We start from the raw sequence: 16937 nt of genomic DNA, 5'->3' as shown, positions 1-16937 counted from the left end.
TTTCATGTCTGTCGTTTTATAAATGAATTGAAAACACTTATCGCGATATAAATTCATATATATTGGCGAGGATATGAGCATAATCTGTACTTACAGCTTAGACGCATCTTTAGAATATTGTGCACTAATTATAATCATAAAATAGTTTATACATAGATTATATGTAGTCTATGTATAAATGAATAAAAATCAATCGGTGTAGCGTACGCTACACTAGATATTTAAGGGAGAGATGAAAATTGAAAATAAAAAATCGACTTTTAATACTTACACTAACATTTACTTTACTCTTTTCTACAACTGTTTTCGCTGCTGACAAGCCACTAGACTTAATTGGTAAAGCTGCTATTTCTGTAGATATGGATACTAATGAAATTATTTATACTAAAAATATTGATAATAAGATGTACCCTGCAAGTATTACAAAGCTTATTACTGCCTTGTTACTTGCTGAAAATAAGGCTACAACAGACAATTTGACCTATACAGAAACTGCAAAAAAACAACCAGCATACTCTTATAATTTAAATATTCACCCTGTAGCAGTCGGCGATACAATGTCTGCTGATAATGTAATGGATGCACTTCTTCTTTATTCTGGAAATGATATAGCTTATATGATTGCAGATAATGTTGGAGGTGATGCCGAGAGTTTTGCTAAAATGATGAATGCTAAAGCTGCTGCCCTAGGAATGAAAGCTTCTAACTTTATCACCCCAAATGGTTTAGATGACATAAATAATAATCACTATACAACTCCTTACGATTTAACTATCTTAGGTCAGGCTGCTTATAAGAATGATCGGGTAAAACAATCCATGGCTAAAAAAACTAGTACAATTAAATCTACTAATGGACCTACTGCTGTGGTTGAAAATAGAAATAAACTCCTTGGCGTAGCTGGTAACGTAGGTGGCAAAACTGGTTATACATTAAAGGCTGGAAGATGTTTAGTTTCTATATATGAACGTAACGGTCGACATATCATAGGTGTTGTTATGAATTCTGAGAATGACGCAAAGGATACGAAAGTCTTTGAAGATATGCAAAAGCTAATAGATTATAGTTATAGCGCTAAAAAAGACGTCCTTCATAAAAAAGATACTGCAATCAAAACAATCTCTGTCCCTTATAAGGTTATTCCACTTATAGGACCAGAAAGAACAGTTAATATTCCACTAGAATCAAAAGAAGATATAACTTTTTATAATAATGATGTAAAAGCTCAAACTTCAATCAAAGCTGATGGTATAAATGCATGGAAACTTAATAAAGAAACTTCTATTGGAACCTTAGATTTTAAACAAAGAGATTCACAAAAAACTTATAAATTATATCCAATGATTTCAAAATCTACACTTATTAAAGACAACATAGTTATCTATGCTGCAGCAGTAATTATATTAATTGTAGTTTTAGTTTTACTTATGTTACTAATTGTTTCTATCAATAGGCGCAAAAATAGCCGTGGTAGAAGAGGTAGATTTTAAATTGTTGTTTAAAAATTTAAGGCACTCTATTAACTTTCTAGTTAATGGAGTGCCCTTTATCTTTCTTATAAATAATATCAATTTTGCCATCAAGGCTAGCTAAAGTTACTCCTATTACTATTACACCACACCCTATTACTTGCCAAATAGTTATAGCTTCCTTTAAAATGATTGCTGCAGCAATTATGCTCATAATAGGTTGAAGATTTATATATGTAGTAATGACAGTTGCTCCAAGTTCTTTTAGGCAATACACATATACTATATAACCAATACATGAGCAAAAAATTGATAAAAATACTATATTCAATACAACCTTTGTAGAAGGCATTTGCAAAGCACTAAAAAATATTGAAGGACTTAAAAAAAGTGCACCCCATACAATTTGATAAGTAGTTATGGTAATGCTTTTATAATTGCCCTTAAAGTTGCTACAAACTATGTTATAAATTATCCAAGAAAACACTGCCCCCAAAGTCATTAGGTCTCCTATACTACCCTTTGAAAATAGACTTACTCTTTCCTTAGACATAACTATTATAATAATTCCGATTAAGCTTAACGTAGCCCCAAATACTTTTCCATAGGTCATTTTCTCTTTATAAATTATCCTTTGAGAAAAAAGAGTAAATATAGGTATAGACGCAATTAAAATTGCTACATTTGATGCAGATGTATATGCCACCGCATAATTTTCAAAAATAAAATATACACCCACTCCAAAAATTCCACCCAGTGCTAATTTCAACCTATCTTCTTTTAAAATTTTCTCCTGCGGATACTTTAATTTTAATATAACAATTAAAATTATTGCAGCTAATGCAAACCTATAAAATGCTGATAATGTTGGACTTACCTCTGCCGCTATAACCTTTATACTTAAGTAAGACAGACTCCACATAACCATTAACATAATCGCCATTAAGTGAGGTGCTTTTTTACTTTTCACTATATCACTCCTTTACTTATCCTACACCTTATATTCAAATAAATAACAAGCTACAATTCACTAATACATGACTTGTTATTTACATTCGTGCACATACTATTATTATAGCTTATAGCTTTTAAAAACTACACCATAATCTTATTGTAAAGTCCAAATTAATATAATATATCATTAGAATAAAAATATACTAAAATGCGACTATTGCAATTTAGTTGTTGCCAGTATTTCATTTTTGAAGTATTATAGTATGGAATTGAAATTTTTACTGCTGTTTATGCTATCATTCCCTTGTAAAAGTTTCACTTTCCTAATTGCGACATACAACTTAACACATGGAGGTGCCCAATGAAAAAAGAATTTTCTCTAAGCAATGATAAAGTAATGATAAATTTTACCGCTAAGTACTGCAATAGTCCTGAAAAACTATTAGAAAGTGAAGGCTTCAGAAGAGTTTTTAATGCATATCTTAAAAAAATAAAAAAGAAAAATTCAAATATCTATAAATATTTAACTCAAAATGCAAGCACAGATAATGGTGATTTAGATGTTTTTATTATACATTTATTTAAGCTCTTATCTGTACTAAGTGTAGATGAAATTATAAACTTAAATACTAAGTATAGTTCCTTTGTAAACAACAAGGATAAATTTATAGATTTTATAGAAGATTTCTATGGTTTCTGGAGAAAGCTTGAAAGATATACTGTAATCCAAAACAATAAAATTAATGAAGGTTTAGAAAAAACACGATTTGTTGAAGCTAACAATGATTTTTCAATGCTTATTCTCAATTTATACAGAAAAATTGAAGAGAATATTGTTGGACACAAACCCACTGTTTATAGACAGCTTCCTGCAGGTGGTAATGCTGGTATAATTGTTAATAATGTAAATTGGCATGCACCACAAGAATATGAACAACTGGAGGATATTCCTTTTATTGATTCAATAATTCTTGATTTACCTTATATAAGTTATCCTAAAAAGAACACTCGAGATGGAATATTTAAAGAATGTTTTGAGAACCCATTAAAAGATTGCACTCTAACAACAGATCATTGGTTTTGCTATCCAGCTAAAGTTGGCTCCTTGCTTGCATTCATTTATATCCACAGAGATTTTATGGCTCATGCAATTACTCTTTGTAACTTATTTGAAATGGCAAGGGAAAGCGAATATAGAGGAATTAAACCAGATATGGTTTTTGTTTTTGGTGCTAACGATAGAGCTCCAAAAGTCAAAACAGTATTTTATGATGATATAGAAAATAAAATTATGCTTGGTTACGTGAGTTATGGTGAAGAAATTGATTATTTCGGATATGTAAAAAAAATGACTCTAACTCTGCATAACCTAATCATGATTAAACGAGGTCATTTACCAATTCATGGTGCAATGGTAAACATTGTTATGAATAACGGCAACAGTGCAAATGTTGTTATTATGGGTGATAGTGGTGCTGGTAAGTCTGAAAGCTTAGAAGCCTTTAGAAGTTTAAGTGAAGATTATATAAGTGACATGACTATTGTCTTTGATGATATGGGTGTTCTGACAATGAATGACGGTGGCAAACCATTGGCCTTTGGAACAGAAATTGGCGCTTTTGTACGCCTTGATGATTTAGATGCTGGCTATGCATTTAAAGAAATTGATAGAAGTATCTTCATGAACCCCGATAAAATAAATGCAAGACTTGTTATGCCTGTAGCAAGTTACAAAGATATAATTAAAGGATATCCTATAGATTTATTCCTTTATGCAAATAATTATGAAGAAGTAAAAGAAGGTATAGAGGAAATAGACTTCTTTACAAATCCAAATGATGCTATTGATGTCTGCAAAAGAGGAGCAAGGATGGCAAAAGGTACTACTACAGAACTAGGTCTTGTAAACTCTTATTTTGCAAATCCTTTTGGACCTGCACAAAAGCAAGAATTAGTAGATGTACTCTTAGTACAATATTTTGAAGAATTCTTTAAAACAGGAGTAAAAGTTGGTCAAATTAGAACTTCCTTAGGTATAGAAGGACAAGAGAAAGATGGTCCTAAAAAGGCAGCCAAGAAATTATTTGAATTAATTATAAAATAAAAAAGAATCACATATTATCAAGAAAACATATGAGTAAGTCAATTAATCCTAAGACTTATTCATATGTTTTCTACTAAATATATATGTTTCATTTTTATTTTAACAATCCTACTTCTACAGACTTTCATCAAGTCTCATTAAAAACTTTTTAAGTCTATTATTATTACTATTATCAAGAACCTCCTGTGGAGAGCCATCCTCGCATATAACTCCTTCATCTATAAAAACTATCCTGGTTGCTATATTCCTTATGAACTTAATTTGATGAGTAACTATAACCATAGTAAGTCCCTCTTCCCCTAAAGCTTTTATGGTATCCAGTACCTCATAAGCAATTTCAGGGTCAAGTGCCGAGGTAGGTTCATCAAATAGAACTATTTCTGGATCCATGGCAAGCGCTCTTGCAATAGCTACCCTTTGCTTTTGACCTCCTGATAAACTATAAGGATAACAATCGATTTTATCCTCAAGTCTAACTTTCTTTAATAGAGCTATAGCAATGTTTTTTGCAGATTCCCGATCTATCTTATTAACTATAATGCAAGGCTTCATTATATTTTCCAAAATAGTATAGTGTGGAAATAAGTTAAAGCTCTGAAATACCATTGCTATTTTTTTTCTTGTTTCCTTTGATCTTTTTTCTTTTCCATTAATAGGTGTACCACTAACTAGTATTTCTCCTGATTGTATTCTCTCCAACCCACTTATGCACCTTATAAGAGTACTTTTACCACAACCACTTATACCTATAATGGCTACAATCTCACCTTTGCTAATGTTTAAAGAAACTCCTTTTAAAACCTGAATATCTCCATATGATTTATAAACGTCTTTAATCTCAATTAGCTGTTCCATCTATTATTCCTCCTTTCAATTTGATATGAAATAAGAGAAACTGCATAAGTCATGCCAAAGTAGAATAATCCAAGAGTAATATATATTTCAAAAGGTCTTGAAGTCCTCGAATATATAAGATTCCCACTTCTTGTTAGCTCTGTTATTGAAATTACAGATATCAATGAGCTATCTTTTAACAGTCCTGAAAATGCATTCATAAGTGGTGGTATTGAGTTTCTTATAGCCTGTGGCATTATAATGTATAAAATAGTTTGAAACTTATTAAACCCTAGAGAAAAACCAGCCTCACTTTGCCCCTTATCTATAGATAAAATAGCAGCCCTTATAATTTCAGACATATATGCGCCACTATTTAAAGCAAGTCCTATTACTGCCGCAGTATTGCAATTTAATACAATTCCAACTGTAGGAAGTCCATAATAGATAAAAAATAATTGAATTATAAGTGGCGTTCCCCTAAATATCTCCATATACCCTCTAAGAATTATATCAATTATTTTTTGTATTTTAAGACTTCTTAGTATTCCTACTGTAAAAGCAATGATTAGGGCAAATATAAATGAGACAATCGTAAATTTTATAGTTACTAATGTTGCATTAAGTAAATATGGTAAGCTATTTATAATAATATCAAACTTTATATCCATACCTTAGTTTAACTTAAGCCATTTAGTTATAACTTTATCATATTTACCATTTTTCTTAATCGTTCCTAACCCCTCATTCAGTTTAGTAGTTAAAGAATCATTTCCTTTCTTCAATACCATGACAATTTCTTGTGTTGCTATAGGTTTATCTATTATCTTAATATCTTTTGCTTGTTTCATTTGAGTTGCTGCATAAGCATATCCAACAACAACGGCCTCTATCCTCTTATTTTGCAAATCAATAAATGCCTCTGGATTTCTATTATATCTTTTTACTTCTTTAAGCTCCTTAAGCGCATCTACAGCTTGCTCACTACTGCTGGCTGCTTGTACTCCAACAACCTTTCCTTTTAAATCATCAGCTGAATTTATGGAATTATTGTCTTTATTCACAACAATTACATCATTAAGATTATAGTATACATCAGTCATATTAATATTTCCTTGTGCTGCTTCTTTTTTAGACATACAAGTTATAAGTACATCATAATCTCCTTTTTCAACTCCACCTACAAGGGCTTCCCATTGTGCATCAACAATTTTAATTTTAACTCCTAATTCTTCACCAAGTGACTTTGCCATGTCAACATCAAAACCTTCAATTTCACCAGTCTTTTCGTTTCTTGATTCAAAGGGTGCGAACTCTGCGCAAAGTCCTACTGTGAGCTCTCCCTTTTGTTTTACTTTATCCCATGATTGTTCTTTTACCTCTTGAGTGGTATCTTTTTTTGTTGCTACTTCCTGTTTTTTTCCACATCCCCCCATTATAAATGCAACTGAGAAAATTGAAACTATTGCTACCATAGTAAATTTTTTAGCTTTATTTTTTATCATTTAATAATCTCCTTCCAAACTATTTATAATATATTCAATTGAAGAATTAGGATTGCTTTCATCAATTGCTATAAATTTAATTTTGATATTGTTTTGTGCCAGTAGCATGTCTAATTCCTCTATAAAAACCCCTTTTGCATTGATAGTGATTACATTCTTAATCTTCTTTTCAATGCCATATTCAAATCCTATCTCACCACCCCAAAGAGATGAAGAACATGTCTTATTAACACCACAGCTGGGACTTCCATCTACTCCAATTAAGGCATTAATGCTATATCCATTTCGAGTATAGTCTAAAACTTGCTCTAGAATAGGTTCTAGTATCTTTTTACAGTTGTTTCTATAATAGGGGGTGTCGAACTGTTCTTTAACTTGTCCCCATCTTTTTATCCCGTACATACTCATTTCAGGACATGGGAGCTGAATTATGCCGTATCCCTTTTCAATAAGATATTTAATAAGGTCTACCTGTGCACCCTTATAAAGGGCTAACCCCTCAACTTTTGAATTGCAATTTACTATGCAGTGACACAATAGGACCATTTCTTTCTTTCTTTGCATTTAATTCTCCTTTCAACACATATAAATATAATAATAAATAATATGCATTGTTTTGTCTAATAGTTATTATCTATGGTTAGTTTACCATCTATTGGATTCTTGTAATTTAATTATAAAATAAAAAAGAATCATATATTATTGAGAAAACATATGAGTAAGTCAGGTAACTGTAAGACTTATTCGTAAGTTTTCTATAAAATATACGATTCTTTTTTTAAATTATTCCACTTCAATTTGAGGATTTCTATAAAATCCACTAACCCTATCAAAATTGTTTTTAAGCCTCGATGCATTATTGAGTTTAAGTACTCTATCAGAGTTTTTGATTATATAATTTTCAAGCTTATCCATATATATATTACCTTTTATTTCATTCTTCGTAACCATTGTTAATCCTTTTTCCCAACTAGCTGTTAAGTCTGGGTTTAGCAAGGTGGGTATAGAGTTCTTTACCACATCGTAGATAATTTCTCCAAGGAGCGTAGGCATAACCACTTGAGTCTTATTATTTGATTTAATATATTCTATTTTCTCAAGCTTTGTTAGAATACCTGAACGAGTAGCACTTGTTCCAATGCCAGATCCTTTTATATGCTCTCTTAATTCTTCATCTTCAATAAGCTTACCTGCATTTTCCATGGCTATAATTATTGACCCCGTGGTAAATCTTTTAGGTGGTGATGTTTTGCCTTCCTTTACAAATAAATCTTCTAGCATTACGCTTTGACCTTTTTTTAATGTGCTTAAGAATTTCATATTTTTACTACCACTTTCATTATTATCACTGTCAGGTTTTAGCACCTCTAGGTATCCTTGCTCAACACAAACTTTATCTGAAGTAAAAAATCTTTCTACATCAATCTTTGTTATTACTGAAACTTTGCTAAATACTGCAGGTGGATAAAATATAGCTAAAAACCGTCGTAGCACTAAATCATAGATTTTCTTTTCAATATCTTTTAATGATAAATAATTCGAAAGACCCTCACCTGTTGGAATAATAGCATAGTGATCTGTGATTTTGCTGTCATCCACATACTTAGTTTTTGCCAAATTGTTATACCATTTTTTTTCTAGAATATTCTCTACTATATTCTTTATCTCTGCATCGCCCTTAAGGTTTAGTAGCTTCTTTATATTTTTATCTATTTCCTTAGCCACAGCTGTAGATAATACCCTGGCATCCGTTCTTGGATATGTAAGCATCTTTTTCTCATACAAGGCTTGAATATGGCCAAGGGTTTGCTCTGGGTTTATTTTAAACCTTTTAGAACATTCATTTTGCATTTCTGCTAAATTAAACAGTAGCGGAGCATTTTTATTTTCCTTCTTCTTAGTAACAGCTTCTACAAGGGCTTTTCCATCTAAGCTATAATCTCTTAACTCTCCTATTAACTTTTGAGCTGCCTCTTCTGTCTTAAATCCACCCTCATTGTATAGCATATGTGAATCAAAGTACTTAGAACCTTCTACAGCTTTCCATTCTCCGTCGTAGCTAGATTCTTCATCTACTTTAAAACTTCCTATAATTTTATAAAAAGGTGTTACAACAAATTCTCTAACTTCTCTTTCCCTTTGAACAACCATTCCAAGTACACAAGACATTACTCGGCCCACGGCAATAACTATATAATTCTTTCCAAGATAATTGCTTACAGTTTTGCCATAGACAAGACTTAAAAGCCTTGAAAAATTAATTCCCATTAGATAATCCTCTTTTGCTCTTAAATAAGCCGCTTCTGATAGATTATCATACTCTTTTAAATCCTTTGCTTCTTTAACACCACGAATTATCTCTTCTTCTGTTTGCGAATCTATCCAAACTCTTCGTTTTTCTTTTTTGGGATTGCCAGCCATATCATCCACTAATCTATATATGTACTCCCCCTCTCGCCCCGAGTCTGTACAAACATAAATTCTATCAATATCCTTCCGAATTAATTGATTTCTTACAATATTAAATTGTTTTTTTACTCCATCTATAACTTCATATTTATATACTTTAGGCAAAAATGGTAAATTAGCCAAGGACCATTTTTTCAACTTTTCATCATACTTTTCTGGATAACTCATATTAACAAGATGACCCACACACCATGTTACAATTGCTCTGTCAGACTCTATAAATCCATCTTGCTTTCTACCATTTATTTTTAAGGCTTTTGCAAACTCTGCAGCAACACTTGGTTTTTCCGTAATAAATAATGCCTTACTGATAAGTATCACTTCACTTTCTATTAGATTACACTAATATTTCTTATAATAGCCTGTTAACTCATCTCCATTAGAGCTACAATTAACGACTTTTAATAATCTATTATACCATTATTTATCCACCTAGGCACATGTAAATAAATACAAGGTGGAAAATTGTAAGATACTTATTTTTAAAAATTATTTATTACTGCATAAATTATTACTTTGTTTGTATTAAACTTTTAATATAATTAACTTTCAAATTAAAATCAAGAAAAAATCCTTGTGATATTTTGACATAATATGATTCACATGCTACAATAATACAATAAGGAGGTGAACTAATGGACAAAAAGTCATTTTATGTATTATGTGACATATTAACTAATCTCACAGGCATAGAGGATATAGGCTATCACCGCATTTTTTTAGATAGGCTTCAACCAGTTATAAAAAGCCACGATGGTAAGATAACCCAAGATGAATGGATAAAAAAACATACAGATAATCCTGTATTAGTAGCTAATAATCCTATGTTGGTTGAATTATTATGCTCTAAGAAAAAAGTGTATATAAAAGATGCATCTTTATCAAGCACTAATGACATGGATTTTTTTGAAGTACATAGTGTTTATATGTTTCCAATAGTAATAGCTAATGAAGTTGTAGGGGTAATACCCTTAGTGTCTATTGGAACGGTAAATAGTCTAAAAGATGAGTTAATACTAGAATGTGAACTAGCAATTAAAAAATTCACATATATTTTTGAGTGAATAGAGGTCATAAATAATGAAGCTATCAACTTGTATAACTAAATCTCTAGAAAGAAATGGAGTAGAGTATATTTTCGGAATTTCATCAGGAACTTGTAGTTCTCTATGGGATTCTATAAATGACACAAATATAAAACCAATAACATCAAAAAATGAGGCTGGTGCATTATATGCGGCCACAAATTATGCAGATGCATCTGATAAACTAGGAGTATCTATATTGGCTGGTGCGGTAGGATTAAATAACGCTATAAATGGCATTGCTGATGCACACCGACGAAAATTGCCTGTACTTATACTTAGTGGCTATGTGAATACCCATCAAATAGGTAAAGGTGCTATTCAAGAACTAAATACAGAGAATATAGTGAAACCAATAACAAAGTATAGTAAAACAATTACAAACCCAAATGATGTGTTAAATGATATCAAGAATGCAATAGAAATTGCACTAACTCCCCCTTATGGTCCTGTACATATTTCAATCCCTATAGATGTACAAATGAGTCCTGTATCTGATGCTGTGTTTAATGAGTTTATACAGTCTTCGAATGTTAGTAGATTGCATTTATCGAATATAGCATCTTCTAATTACACTAAATCAACATTGTTAAAAGCGGTAAACTTAATAAATTCAAGTCAAACAGGTTTAATTTTAGTTGGTAGAGGGTGTACTCACGTAGGAGATCAAGCTATGCTTCTAAGTGAAAAACTAGGTTGGCCTATAATAACAACCCCACAAGGAAAAGGTATAATACCAACTAGTTTTAAGTACAATTTAGGTAGTTATGGTTTTTCTGGTTCTGATTTGGCGGTTAATTACATTGAAAATGAGAGCATAGATTGCGTATTGATTCTTGGTACAAGCTTAGGTGAATCAGCTACGAGGAATTATAATGATGTACTTATAAAAGGTAGGAAAGTAATTCATATTGATTGGGATAAAAATGAGCTTAATAAAGTATTTAATGTAGATTTAGCAATTATTTATAGTTTAAAGGAAGCTTTAGCTTTATTAATTAGGGATTGCTTAGAAAAAGATGTTGTATGTTCAATAGATAATTCTATTTTAAATGCACCTTATATCGAAGGTGGCCACACTGGCCTATCTACTAGATTATTTTTAGAAAAACTACCTGAACTACTACCTGAAAATCATCATTTACTTTCCGATATAGGTGAATACATGAATTTTGTAATTAAGTATTTACCCATTGGTGAGAGGAGTAATTTCAGTATAAGCTTGAATTATGGGGCAATGGGTGTAGCGGTAGGTGGCGCAATTGGCACTGCATTAGCAAATAAAGATACTACCACTGCAGTTATAGTAGGTGATGGTGCATTTTTCATGAATGGCACTGAAATACTAACTGCAAGAGAGTATAATATACCAATAATATATTTTGTAATTAACAACAGCATGTTGGGTTATGTAGAACATGGTCATAAATATATCTTTGGCAGACCTCTAGTTGGTTTAAAACAAAAGAGAGTTTCAATCAAAGATATTGCAAATTCAATGGGAGTTAAAGCCGTAGCTGTGACTAATTTAGAAGAATTGGATATGCATAAACAGTTAATGAAAACTATGGATGGTCCATTAGTAGTAGAATTAATCACTGATGGTTCAGAATCACCTGCGGTTGCAGATAGATTTAAATCACTTATCAATAAAAAACAATAAAAATGACGAGGAGGAAATTCAAATGAAAATAACAGATATAAAAGATATGTACACAATCGAGGTTAATACTAATGGGACTATAGTGCACGAGATGCAAAAGGGATTCTGGACGGTTGAGGATTTTAAAAGATTTCAAGCTGATTATATTTCAAAAGTTGCACCTTTAATTAAGGGTAAAAAGTGGGCAAAATGTTCTGACTTAACAGAATATAAAACATCATCCATTGCAACAGAAATACAGTCACATATTGCATGGGCGGCTGATTTAGGTTTAACTAATGCAGCTATAATTCTTAACAGTGCAGTAGTTAAAATGCAAATGAACCGTGGTGCTGGAAATGTTGTAAATCCTAAAATGTTTGATAATAAAGTAGAAGCAATAAGCTGGTTAGAATCTGAAGGTTATAAAAAATAGTATCTTAGTTATATACAGATAAGTGCCTCTTAAAAAGTATATGATTTTTAAGAGGCACTTATCTTGTCCTTATAGTTTATTCAGATATTCTTTTAGATCCATTCCTAAGCTCTTCGTAAACTTACCCTTTTCCAATTTAAAATACTGTGCCTCTGGCGCATTAGACATTATTAGATCCACCAGTGTTGCATGACAAGTAAGCACAAAAATCTGATGTGTCTTTGAAAGTTTTGCTAATGCTTTTACAGTGTTTTTAGTGTGTGCTATATCAAAATTAACGAAGGAATCATCAATTATTACTGGTAAGCTTGGATTAATTTCTTTAATTCTACTTATTCGAACAGCTAAAAATAATTGTTCTTTCGTCCCTCTACTTAGCTCATTTGTACTCTCCTTAATACTTTCGTCTTGTAGCACAGTTTTAAAATCCATCTGCATTAAATCTTCCATAGGCATAATGTCTTTGTATTCACCAGAGGTTATTTCACTTAAAACATCACTTGCTCCCTTCAATAGTTTATCTTTAGTGTTTATCAAGAAATTTTCTCTGATTTTCTCTAAGAATAATGCTGCAGTATTATAAATGGCATATTTTTGCGCTAGGGGTCTTAGGTCACTTCTTGCCTTTCTAATTTCTTTCTCATATTGCAATAACCTCTCATCAGAATCCAAAGATTGTATTTCATCTTTTAAGCTTTGCTTTTTATTTTTTAGACTTTCTATATTTTTTTCTAATTCCTTAACCTCCGTAATCAAATCCTCATAAGCATAACTCAACTTATCAATACTTTCATACTGATGGTATAAATCTTCAAGGACTTCTAGTAACTTAGAATCTTCGACATGCAGTAAACTTTCGCTTTCTTTATCCTTATACAGTATCTCTTTTACTCGCTGAATTTTCACAGCTTGTAATAGCTTTTCCTTAATAATTTTCAGCTCCAACTGCTTATCTTTATATTTTGTATACTTCTCCCCTTGATTAATATACTTTTCTATGGATAATACTATATCCTCTGAGTGATTTATTCCTAGAAACTTAAATATTTCTTCTTCTAACCTATTTAATTTTGAAAAGCTCTCTTTCGATTTTTCTCCTAGTAGCAATTGCTTATATAATATTTCTACTTTTATCAAAATATCATTGCAAATACTTTGAGCATTATCGATGGTTATTTCCTCTATATTTATATCTTCTGTATTTTTAGAATTTAAATTATGGAATTTATCAATCACATTGGTAATATTACTTAAAGATTCCCTAAGATCACTGTACTTACTCATTAGTTTTTTCTTTAAATTATCATATTGATATATTTCTTCCTTTAAATAAGCCGCTGTTTTAAAATAATCTTTAATGCCATCTACTGAAATTCTTCCATCAAGCTTTAAAATATCCCTGTACTCATCCATTATATTGTTTATTTCCACTAAATCTTTATCTAACATTTTTAGTTCCAAAAGTGCCCTGGCAAGTTCAATCTCAATATTATCCATTTGAGCTTTGATTTCTACATTTCTATTTTTAATTAGCTTACTGTTTGAGTAATTTATAGATAGATATAACGCTATACCAACAGCTCCAATTATTATAACTGAGGCTCCCAAAAACTTATCTATAAAAAATAATATAATTCCGAGAATCATAAAGGATAAAGTTAAATAAAAATACCTTTTCATAGGGTCTACGCAGTCATGACTTTGTGTTTGTTTCTCAAACACTTGCTTTTGAATTTTAAAATCTTCAATTCTTTTATTGGCACTTACTACCTTAGCCTCTATGCTTCTAAACTTTTCAACATCCTGTGCTAAAATTTCTTGTTGCACCTCATCACAGCTAATATCTGACACACTTTTAAAACTAGTCCAGTTATCGTTAGATTTTTTAACTTTATTCATTAGTAGTTGTGATTTTTCATAGTACTCACTTCGCAGTGTACTCATGTTTTTGCTCATTTCTTTAATTCCTGATAATCCATTATAAAAACTACTAATAGAAGCTTTATTCTCAATAAGTAGTTCTTTAACGCTCTCATCACTTGAAGCTTCTCTTTGAAATTCATAGTTATCATTATTGCACTTTTCTAGTTCTTTAACATATTGCTCTTTTAGAGTTTTAGCTTTTTCTATGTTATATTCCTTTTCATCGTAAAAACTAAACGAATATTCTTTTAGCTCTTCTTCCAAGACTTTCTTATTTTCATTAAGATTATAATTATGTTTTAAAACTTCTAATTTTATTACATTATCATTCTTATCTTGAATCTCTAGTTCCCTTGAAATAATAGTATCTTCAAGTTGTGCTAATATATCTTTCTTTTCCACAAAGGTGTTTAACAATGAGATAGATTTTTTCCTTCCTTCTACGCCTTTTTTAATGTTTTCCGTATAGGGCTTAAACATTTTAGTAGCTGGATTTCCCCTTGTACCGCCAATTATGTTAGCCTTTTCTCTTAACTCCTTTGCCATACCAGGTATCTTTACAATATGCTTAAATCCTGCACCAAGAAGCATAGACTGAAGATTACTATCATCCTTGTTTGAACTCCTATTGAGCTCATCAAGACTTATGGTAAACAGTTCCCTATAAGTTGCTTTGTCAATGCTATATAAGTTTTTACTTGTGTTGCCTGTGGCTGTATTATTATAAACTATCTCAGGGTTACTAAACCCTTTTAATAATACATTTGCATCGCTACCTGCTTCTATTTCCAAATCACAACGTACGTCATATTGAAATTTAGGCGGCGGCAGGTTTCCACCTTTAGGAAACCCATAGGGAATATTCCTAAGTATCTGCATTAAGCTAGTTTTACCTGACCTATTTGCCCCACCAATAACTATTATTCCATTTCCTAAGTCCTTCAGCTTTTCACCTTGAAATATCCCAAAATCTCTAATATCCAGCTGTTTTATCTTCAAATTATCACCACCTATGTTATTTGTTAAGAAAACTTGCCACTTTCCACGTGGGTGGCACTATTCTAAAGCCTCTGCTAACTTTTCAATAATAAGCTCTTTCGCTTGCAATATTATGTCACTTAAAATTTCTTCATCAAAATCAAACTTATCTTCTTCAATGCTTTCGGTGTAAATTTGCTGCTTCCAAATGGCTCCCAAGTTTCCTTCAAGCTGCTTTTTATGTTGGTAATCCAAGCTGTATAATCTAATTACGTCCTCTAGTTCCTGGAAAATAGAATTTTGCATCTTTAAGCTTTCAAAATCCTGCATAGGGAGAGCAGTTCTAAATATTATTGAATCTACCCACATAAAGTTATTTTCTAATGCAAATTCTTCATTTATGCTTTCTATAAAACTCTTATAATCCTCTTCCCTCATATCATTTATTTTATTATGCAGCTTAGTTCTTCCCCTTATTATTAACTGCACAATGTGGCCTTTAACCTTATTAATATCACATTTTAAACTACTTACTTTTTCAAAAATCATTTGCAGTAAGTCGCTATAATTTTCTATTTCATCCTCTTCACTTATTATTACTTCTAAGCTTTTGTATATAACCGTTGCTATAGGTAAAAATTCCATACAAACAACTTCTTTATTACATACCTCAACGTAGAACACGCCACCAATTCCTTGTTCTCCCATGTCACGCCCCTGAGGAATTCCTGGAAAGGCTATAACAGGATTTCTCTCACTTAAAATTTTGGTTTTATGAACATGTCCTAGTGCCCAATAATCAATGTTAGGTATGTTTCTTAGCTCATCTACAGTGCAAGGAACATAATTTTTATTATCTCCCTCTAGGGCAGTATGTAGCATTGCTATATTAAACACCTCGTTGCTTAGTGAATAGCTTTCATAAATCCTTTCTTTTTCGGATCTATGCTTATATGATCTTCCAACAATTCTAGCTACCACTTCCCCATCCTTACAAACCTCGAAACTTTCTGTTTTGTTTGGACTTAAAATGTGAACATTTGGCGGCATATCAAACAATTCTTCCTTTACTTCTATTGCATCGTGATTACCATAAATAACATATACATATATACCTTTTTCATTTAATCTTTCGCATTGATTGACAAAAAACTTATTTCCCCGTACAGATCGTAGATAACTATCATAAACGTCTCCACACAGCAATATGAAATCCACCTTATACAAAATAGCATTACTGCATATCCTTTCAAAAGCATCATATACGGCGCTGTTACACAGCATTTGTATGGACTCTTGTGGTTTTCCATTTATATTGAGAAAGGAGCCTAAATGTAAATCTGCAGCATGAATAAATTTAAATGTTTCACTCATTATTTCTCCACCACCTAATCTACTTGTATATATATTTTACCATATAAAATTCAAATTTTATAATTTACTACAATACAAATAAATTTTAAGTTATAATAGGATTATAAATATTCACAGTAGTAATTGAAAAAAGGAAATCTTAAGAGGCATAATAATTGAAACTT

The 16937-nt window shown here is 31.3% G+C and carries 13 protein-coding genes; 5 read left to right on the top strand and 8 right to left on the bottom strand.

Annotated features, from left to right (window positions below; genetic code table 11):
• Nucleotides 1-239: 239 nt before the first annotated feature.
• Nucleotides 240-1490 carry a D-alanyl-D-alanine carboxypeptidase family protein gene (locus LGK97_RS07940; protein WP_226259220.1) on the top strand — a complete coding sequence of 417 codons (1251 nt, stop codon included), beginning with the start codon at nt 240-242 and terminating at the stop codon, nt 1488-1490.
• Nucleotides 1491-1527: 37 nt separating this feature from the next.
• Here LGK97_RS07940 and LGK97_RS07935 read toward each other — a convergent pair whose 3' ends face one another.
• Nucleotides 1528-2439, bottom strand: a complete 912-nt coding sequence (locus LGK97_RS07935) for a DMT family transporter (RefSeq protein ID WP_226259219.1) — start codon at nt 2437-2439, stop codon at nt 1528-1530.
• A gap of 345 nt (nt 2440-2784) precedes the next feature.
• Between LGK97_RS07935 and LGK97_RS07930 the strand changes: the two genes are divergently transcribed.
• Nucleotides 2785-4527 (top strand): phosphoenolpyruvate carboxykinase, encoded by a 1743-nt coding sequence (locus LGK97_RS07930; RefSeq protein WP_226259218.1) that lies wholly within the window; start codon nt 2785-2787, stop codon nt 4525-4527.
• Between the two features lie 114 nt (nt 4528-4641).
• Here the strand turns inward: LGK97_RS07930 and LGK97_RS07925 are convergent, their stop codons facing one another.
• The 5 genes from LGK97_RS07925 to LGK97_RS07905 all read right to left on the bottom strand — a co-directional run bounded on the left by LGK97_RS07925 (nt 4642) and on the right by LGK97_RS07905 (nt 9647).
• A complete protein-coding gene (locus LGK97_RS07925) occupies nt 4642-5382 on the bottom strand; it encodes an amino acid ABC transporter ATP-binding protein (protein WP_226259217.1) in 741 nt (246 codons plus the stop codon).
• Nucleotides 5370-6032, bottom strand: a complete 663-nt coding sequence (locus LGK97_RS07920) for an amino acid ABC transporter permease (protein ID WP_226259216.1) — start codon at nt 6030-6032, stop codon at nt 5370-5372. Before LGK97_RS07920 ends, LGK97_RS07925 begins: the two co-directional genes overlap by 13 nt.
• A gap of 3 nt (nt 6033-6035) precedes the next feature.
• On the bottom strand, nt 6036-6866 hold the full coding sequence (locus LGK97_RS07915) for an ABC transporter substrate-binding protein (RefSeq protein ID WP_226259215.1): 831 nt from the start codon (nt 6864-6866) through the stop codon (nt 6036-6038).
• Nucleotides 6867-7430, bottom strand: a complete 564-nt coding sequence (locus tag LGK97_RS07910) for a CD3072 family TudS-related putative desulfidase (protein ID WP_226259214.1) — start codon at nt 7428-7430, stop codon at nt 6867-6869.
• Nucleotides 7431-7649: 219 nt separating this feature from the next.
• Complete coding sequence (locus LGK97_RS07905; protein ID WP_226259222.1) at nt 7650-9647, bottom strand: DNA topoisomerase; 1998 nt, start codon at nt 9645-9647, stop codon at nt 7650-7652.
• A 323-nt stretch (nt 9648-9970) separates the two neighbouring features.
• Between LGK97_RS07905 and LGK97_RS07900 the strand changes: the two genes are divergently transcribed.
• From LGK97_RS07900 to LGK97_RS07890, 3 genes are read left to right on the top strand one after another with little or no spacing between them, the layout of a single operon-like run.
• A complete protein-coding gene (locus LGK97_RS07900) occupies nt 9971-10399 on the top strand; it encodes a hypothetical protein (protein ID WP_226259213.1) in 429 nt (142 codons plus the stop codon).
• A 16-nt stretch (nt 10400-10415) separates the two neighbouring features.
• A complete protein-coding gene (locus LGK97_RS07895; protein ID WP_226259212.1) occupies nt 10416-12083 on the top strand; it encodes a thiamine pyrophosphate-binding protein in 1668 nt (555 codons plus the stop codon).
• Nucleotides 12084-12105: 22 nt separating this feature from the next.
• On the top strand, nt 12106-12498 hold the full coding sequence (locus tag LGK97_RS07890) for a hypothetical protein (RefSeq protein ID WP_226259211.1): 393 nt from the start codon (nt 12106-12108) through the stop codon (nt 12496-12498).
• Nucleotides 12499-12567: 69 nt separating this feature from the next.
• Here LGK97_RS07890 and LGK97_RS07885 read toward each other — a convergent pair whose 3' ends face one another.
• Both LGK97_RS07885 and LGK97_RS07880 read right to left on the bottom strand, forming a co-directional pair.
• The gene (locus tag LGK97_RS07885; protein WP_226259210.1) at nt 12568-15420 is read right to left on the bottom strand and encodes an AAA family ATPase; all 2853 of its coding nucleotides are present in this window, start codon (nt 15418-15420) and stop codon (nt 12568-12570) included.
• Nucleotides 15421-15477: 57 nt separating this feature from the next.
• Nucleotides 15478-16773 (bottom strand): metallophosphoesterase family protein, encoded by a 1296-nt coding sequence (locus LGK97_RS07880; RefSeq protein WP_226259209.1) that lies wholly within the window; start codon nt 16771-16773, stop codon nt 15478-15480.
• Between the last annotated feature and the right edge of the window lie 164 nt (nt 16774-16937).

Origin of the sequence: Clostridium sp. CS001 (assembly GCF_020443565.1) — a bacterium.
In the GTDB taxonomy this organism is placed as follows: domain Bacteria; phylum Bacillota; class Clostridia; order Clostridiales; family Clostridiaceae; genus Clostridium_AD.
This window is presented reverse-complemented; position numbering and strand designations above follow the sequence as displayed.

What these genes read in the sequence shown, in the direction of transcription:
- LGK97_RS07930 (WP_226259218.1), top strand. Translation starts at nt 2,785, where the DNA reads ATGAAAAAAGAATTTTCTCTAAGCAATGATAAAGTAATGATAAATTTT.
- LGK97_RS07925 (WP_226259217.1), bottom strand. Translation starts at nt 5,382, where the DNA reads ATGGAACAGCTAATTGAGATTAAAGACGTTTATAAATCATATGGAGAT.
- LGK97_RS07920 (WP_226259216.1), bottom strand. Translation starts at nt 6,032, where the DNA reads ATGGATATAAAGTTTGATATTATTATAAATAGCTTACCATATTTACTT.
- LGK97_RS07915 (WP_226259215.1), bottom strand. Translation starts at nt 6,866, where the DNA reads ATGATAAAAAATAAAGCTAAAAAATTTACTATGGTAGCAATAGTTTCA.
- LGK97_RS07910 (WP_226259214.1), bottom strand. Translation starts at nt 7,430, where the DNA reads ATGCAAAGAAAGAAAGAAATGGTCCTATTGTGTCACTGCATAGTAAAT.
- LGK97_RS07900 (WP_226259213.1), top strand. Translation starts at nt 9,971, where the DNA reads ATGGACAAAAAGTCATTTTATGTATTATGTGACATATTAACTAATCTC.
- LGK97_RS07895 (WP_226259212.1), top strand. Translation starts at nt 10,416, where the DNA reads ATGAAGCTATCAACTTGTATAACTAAATCTCTAGAAAGAAATGGAGTA.
- LGK97_RS07890 (WP_226259211.1), top strand. Translation starts at nt 12,106, where the DNA reads ATGAAAATAACAGATATAAAAGATATGTACACAATCGAGGTTAATACT.
- LGK97_RS07880 (WP_226259209.1), bottom strand. Translation starts at nt 16,773, where the DNA reads ATGAGTGAAACATTTAAATTTATTCATGCTGCAGATTTACATTTAGGC.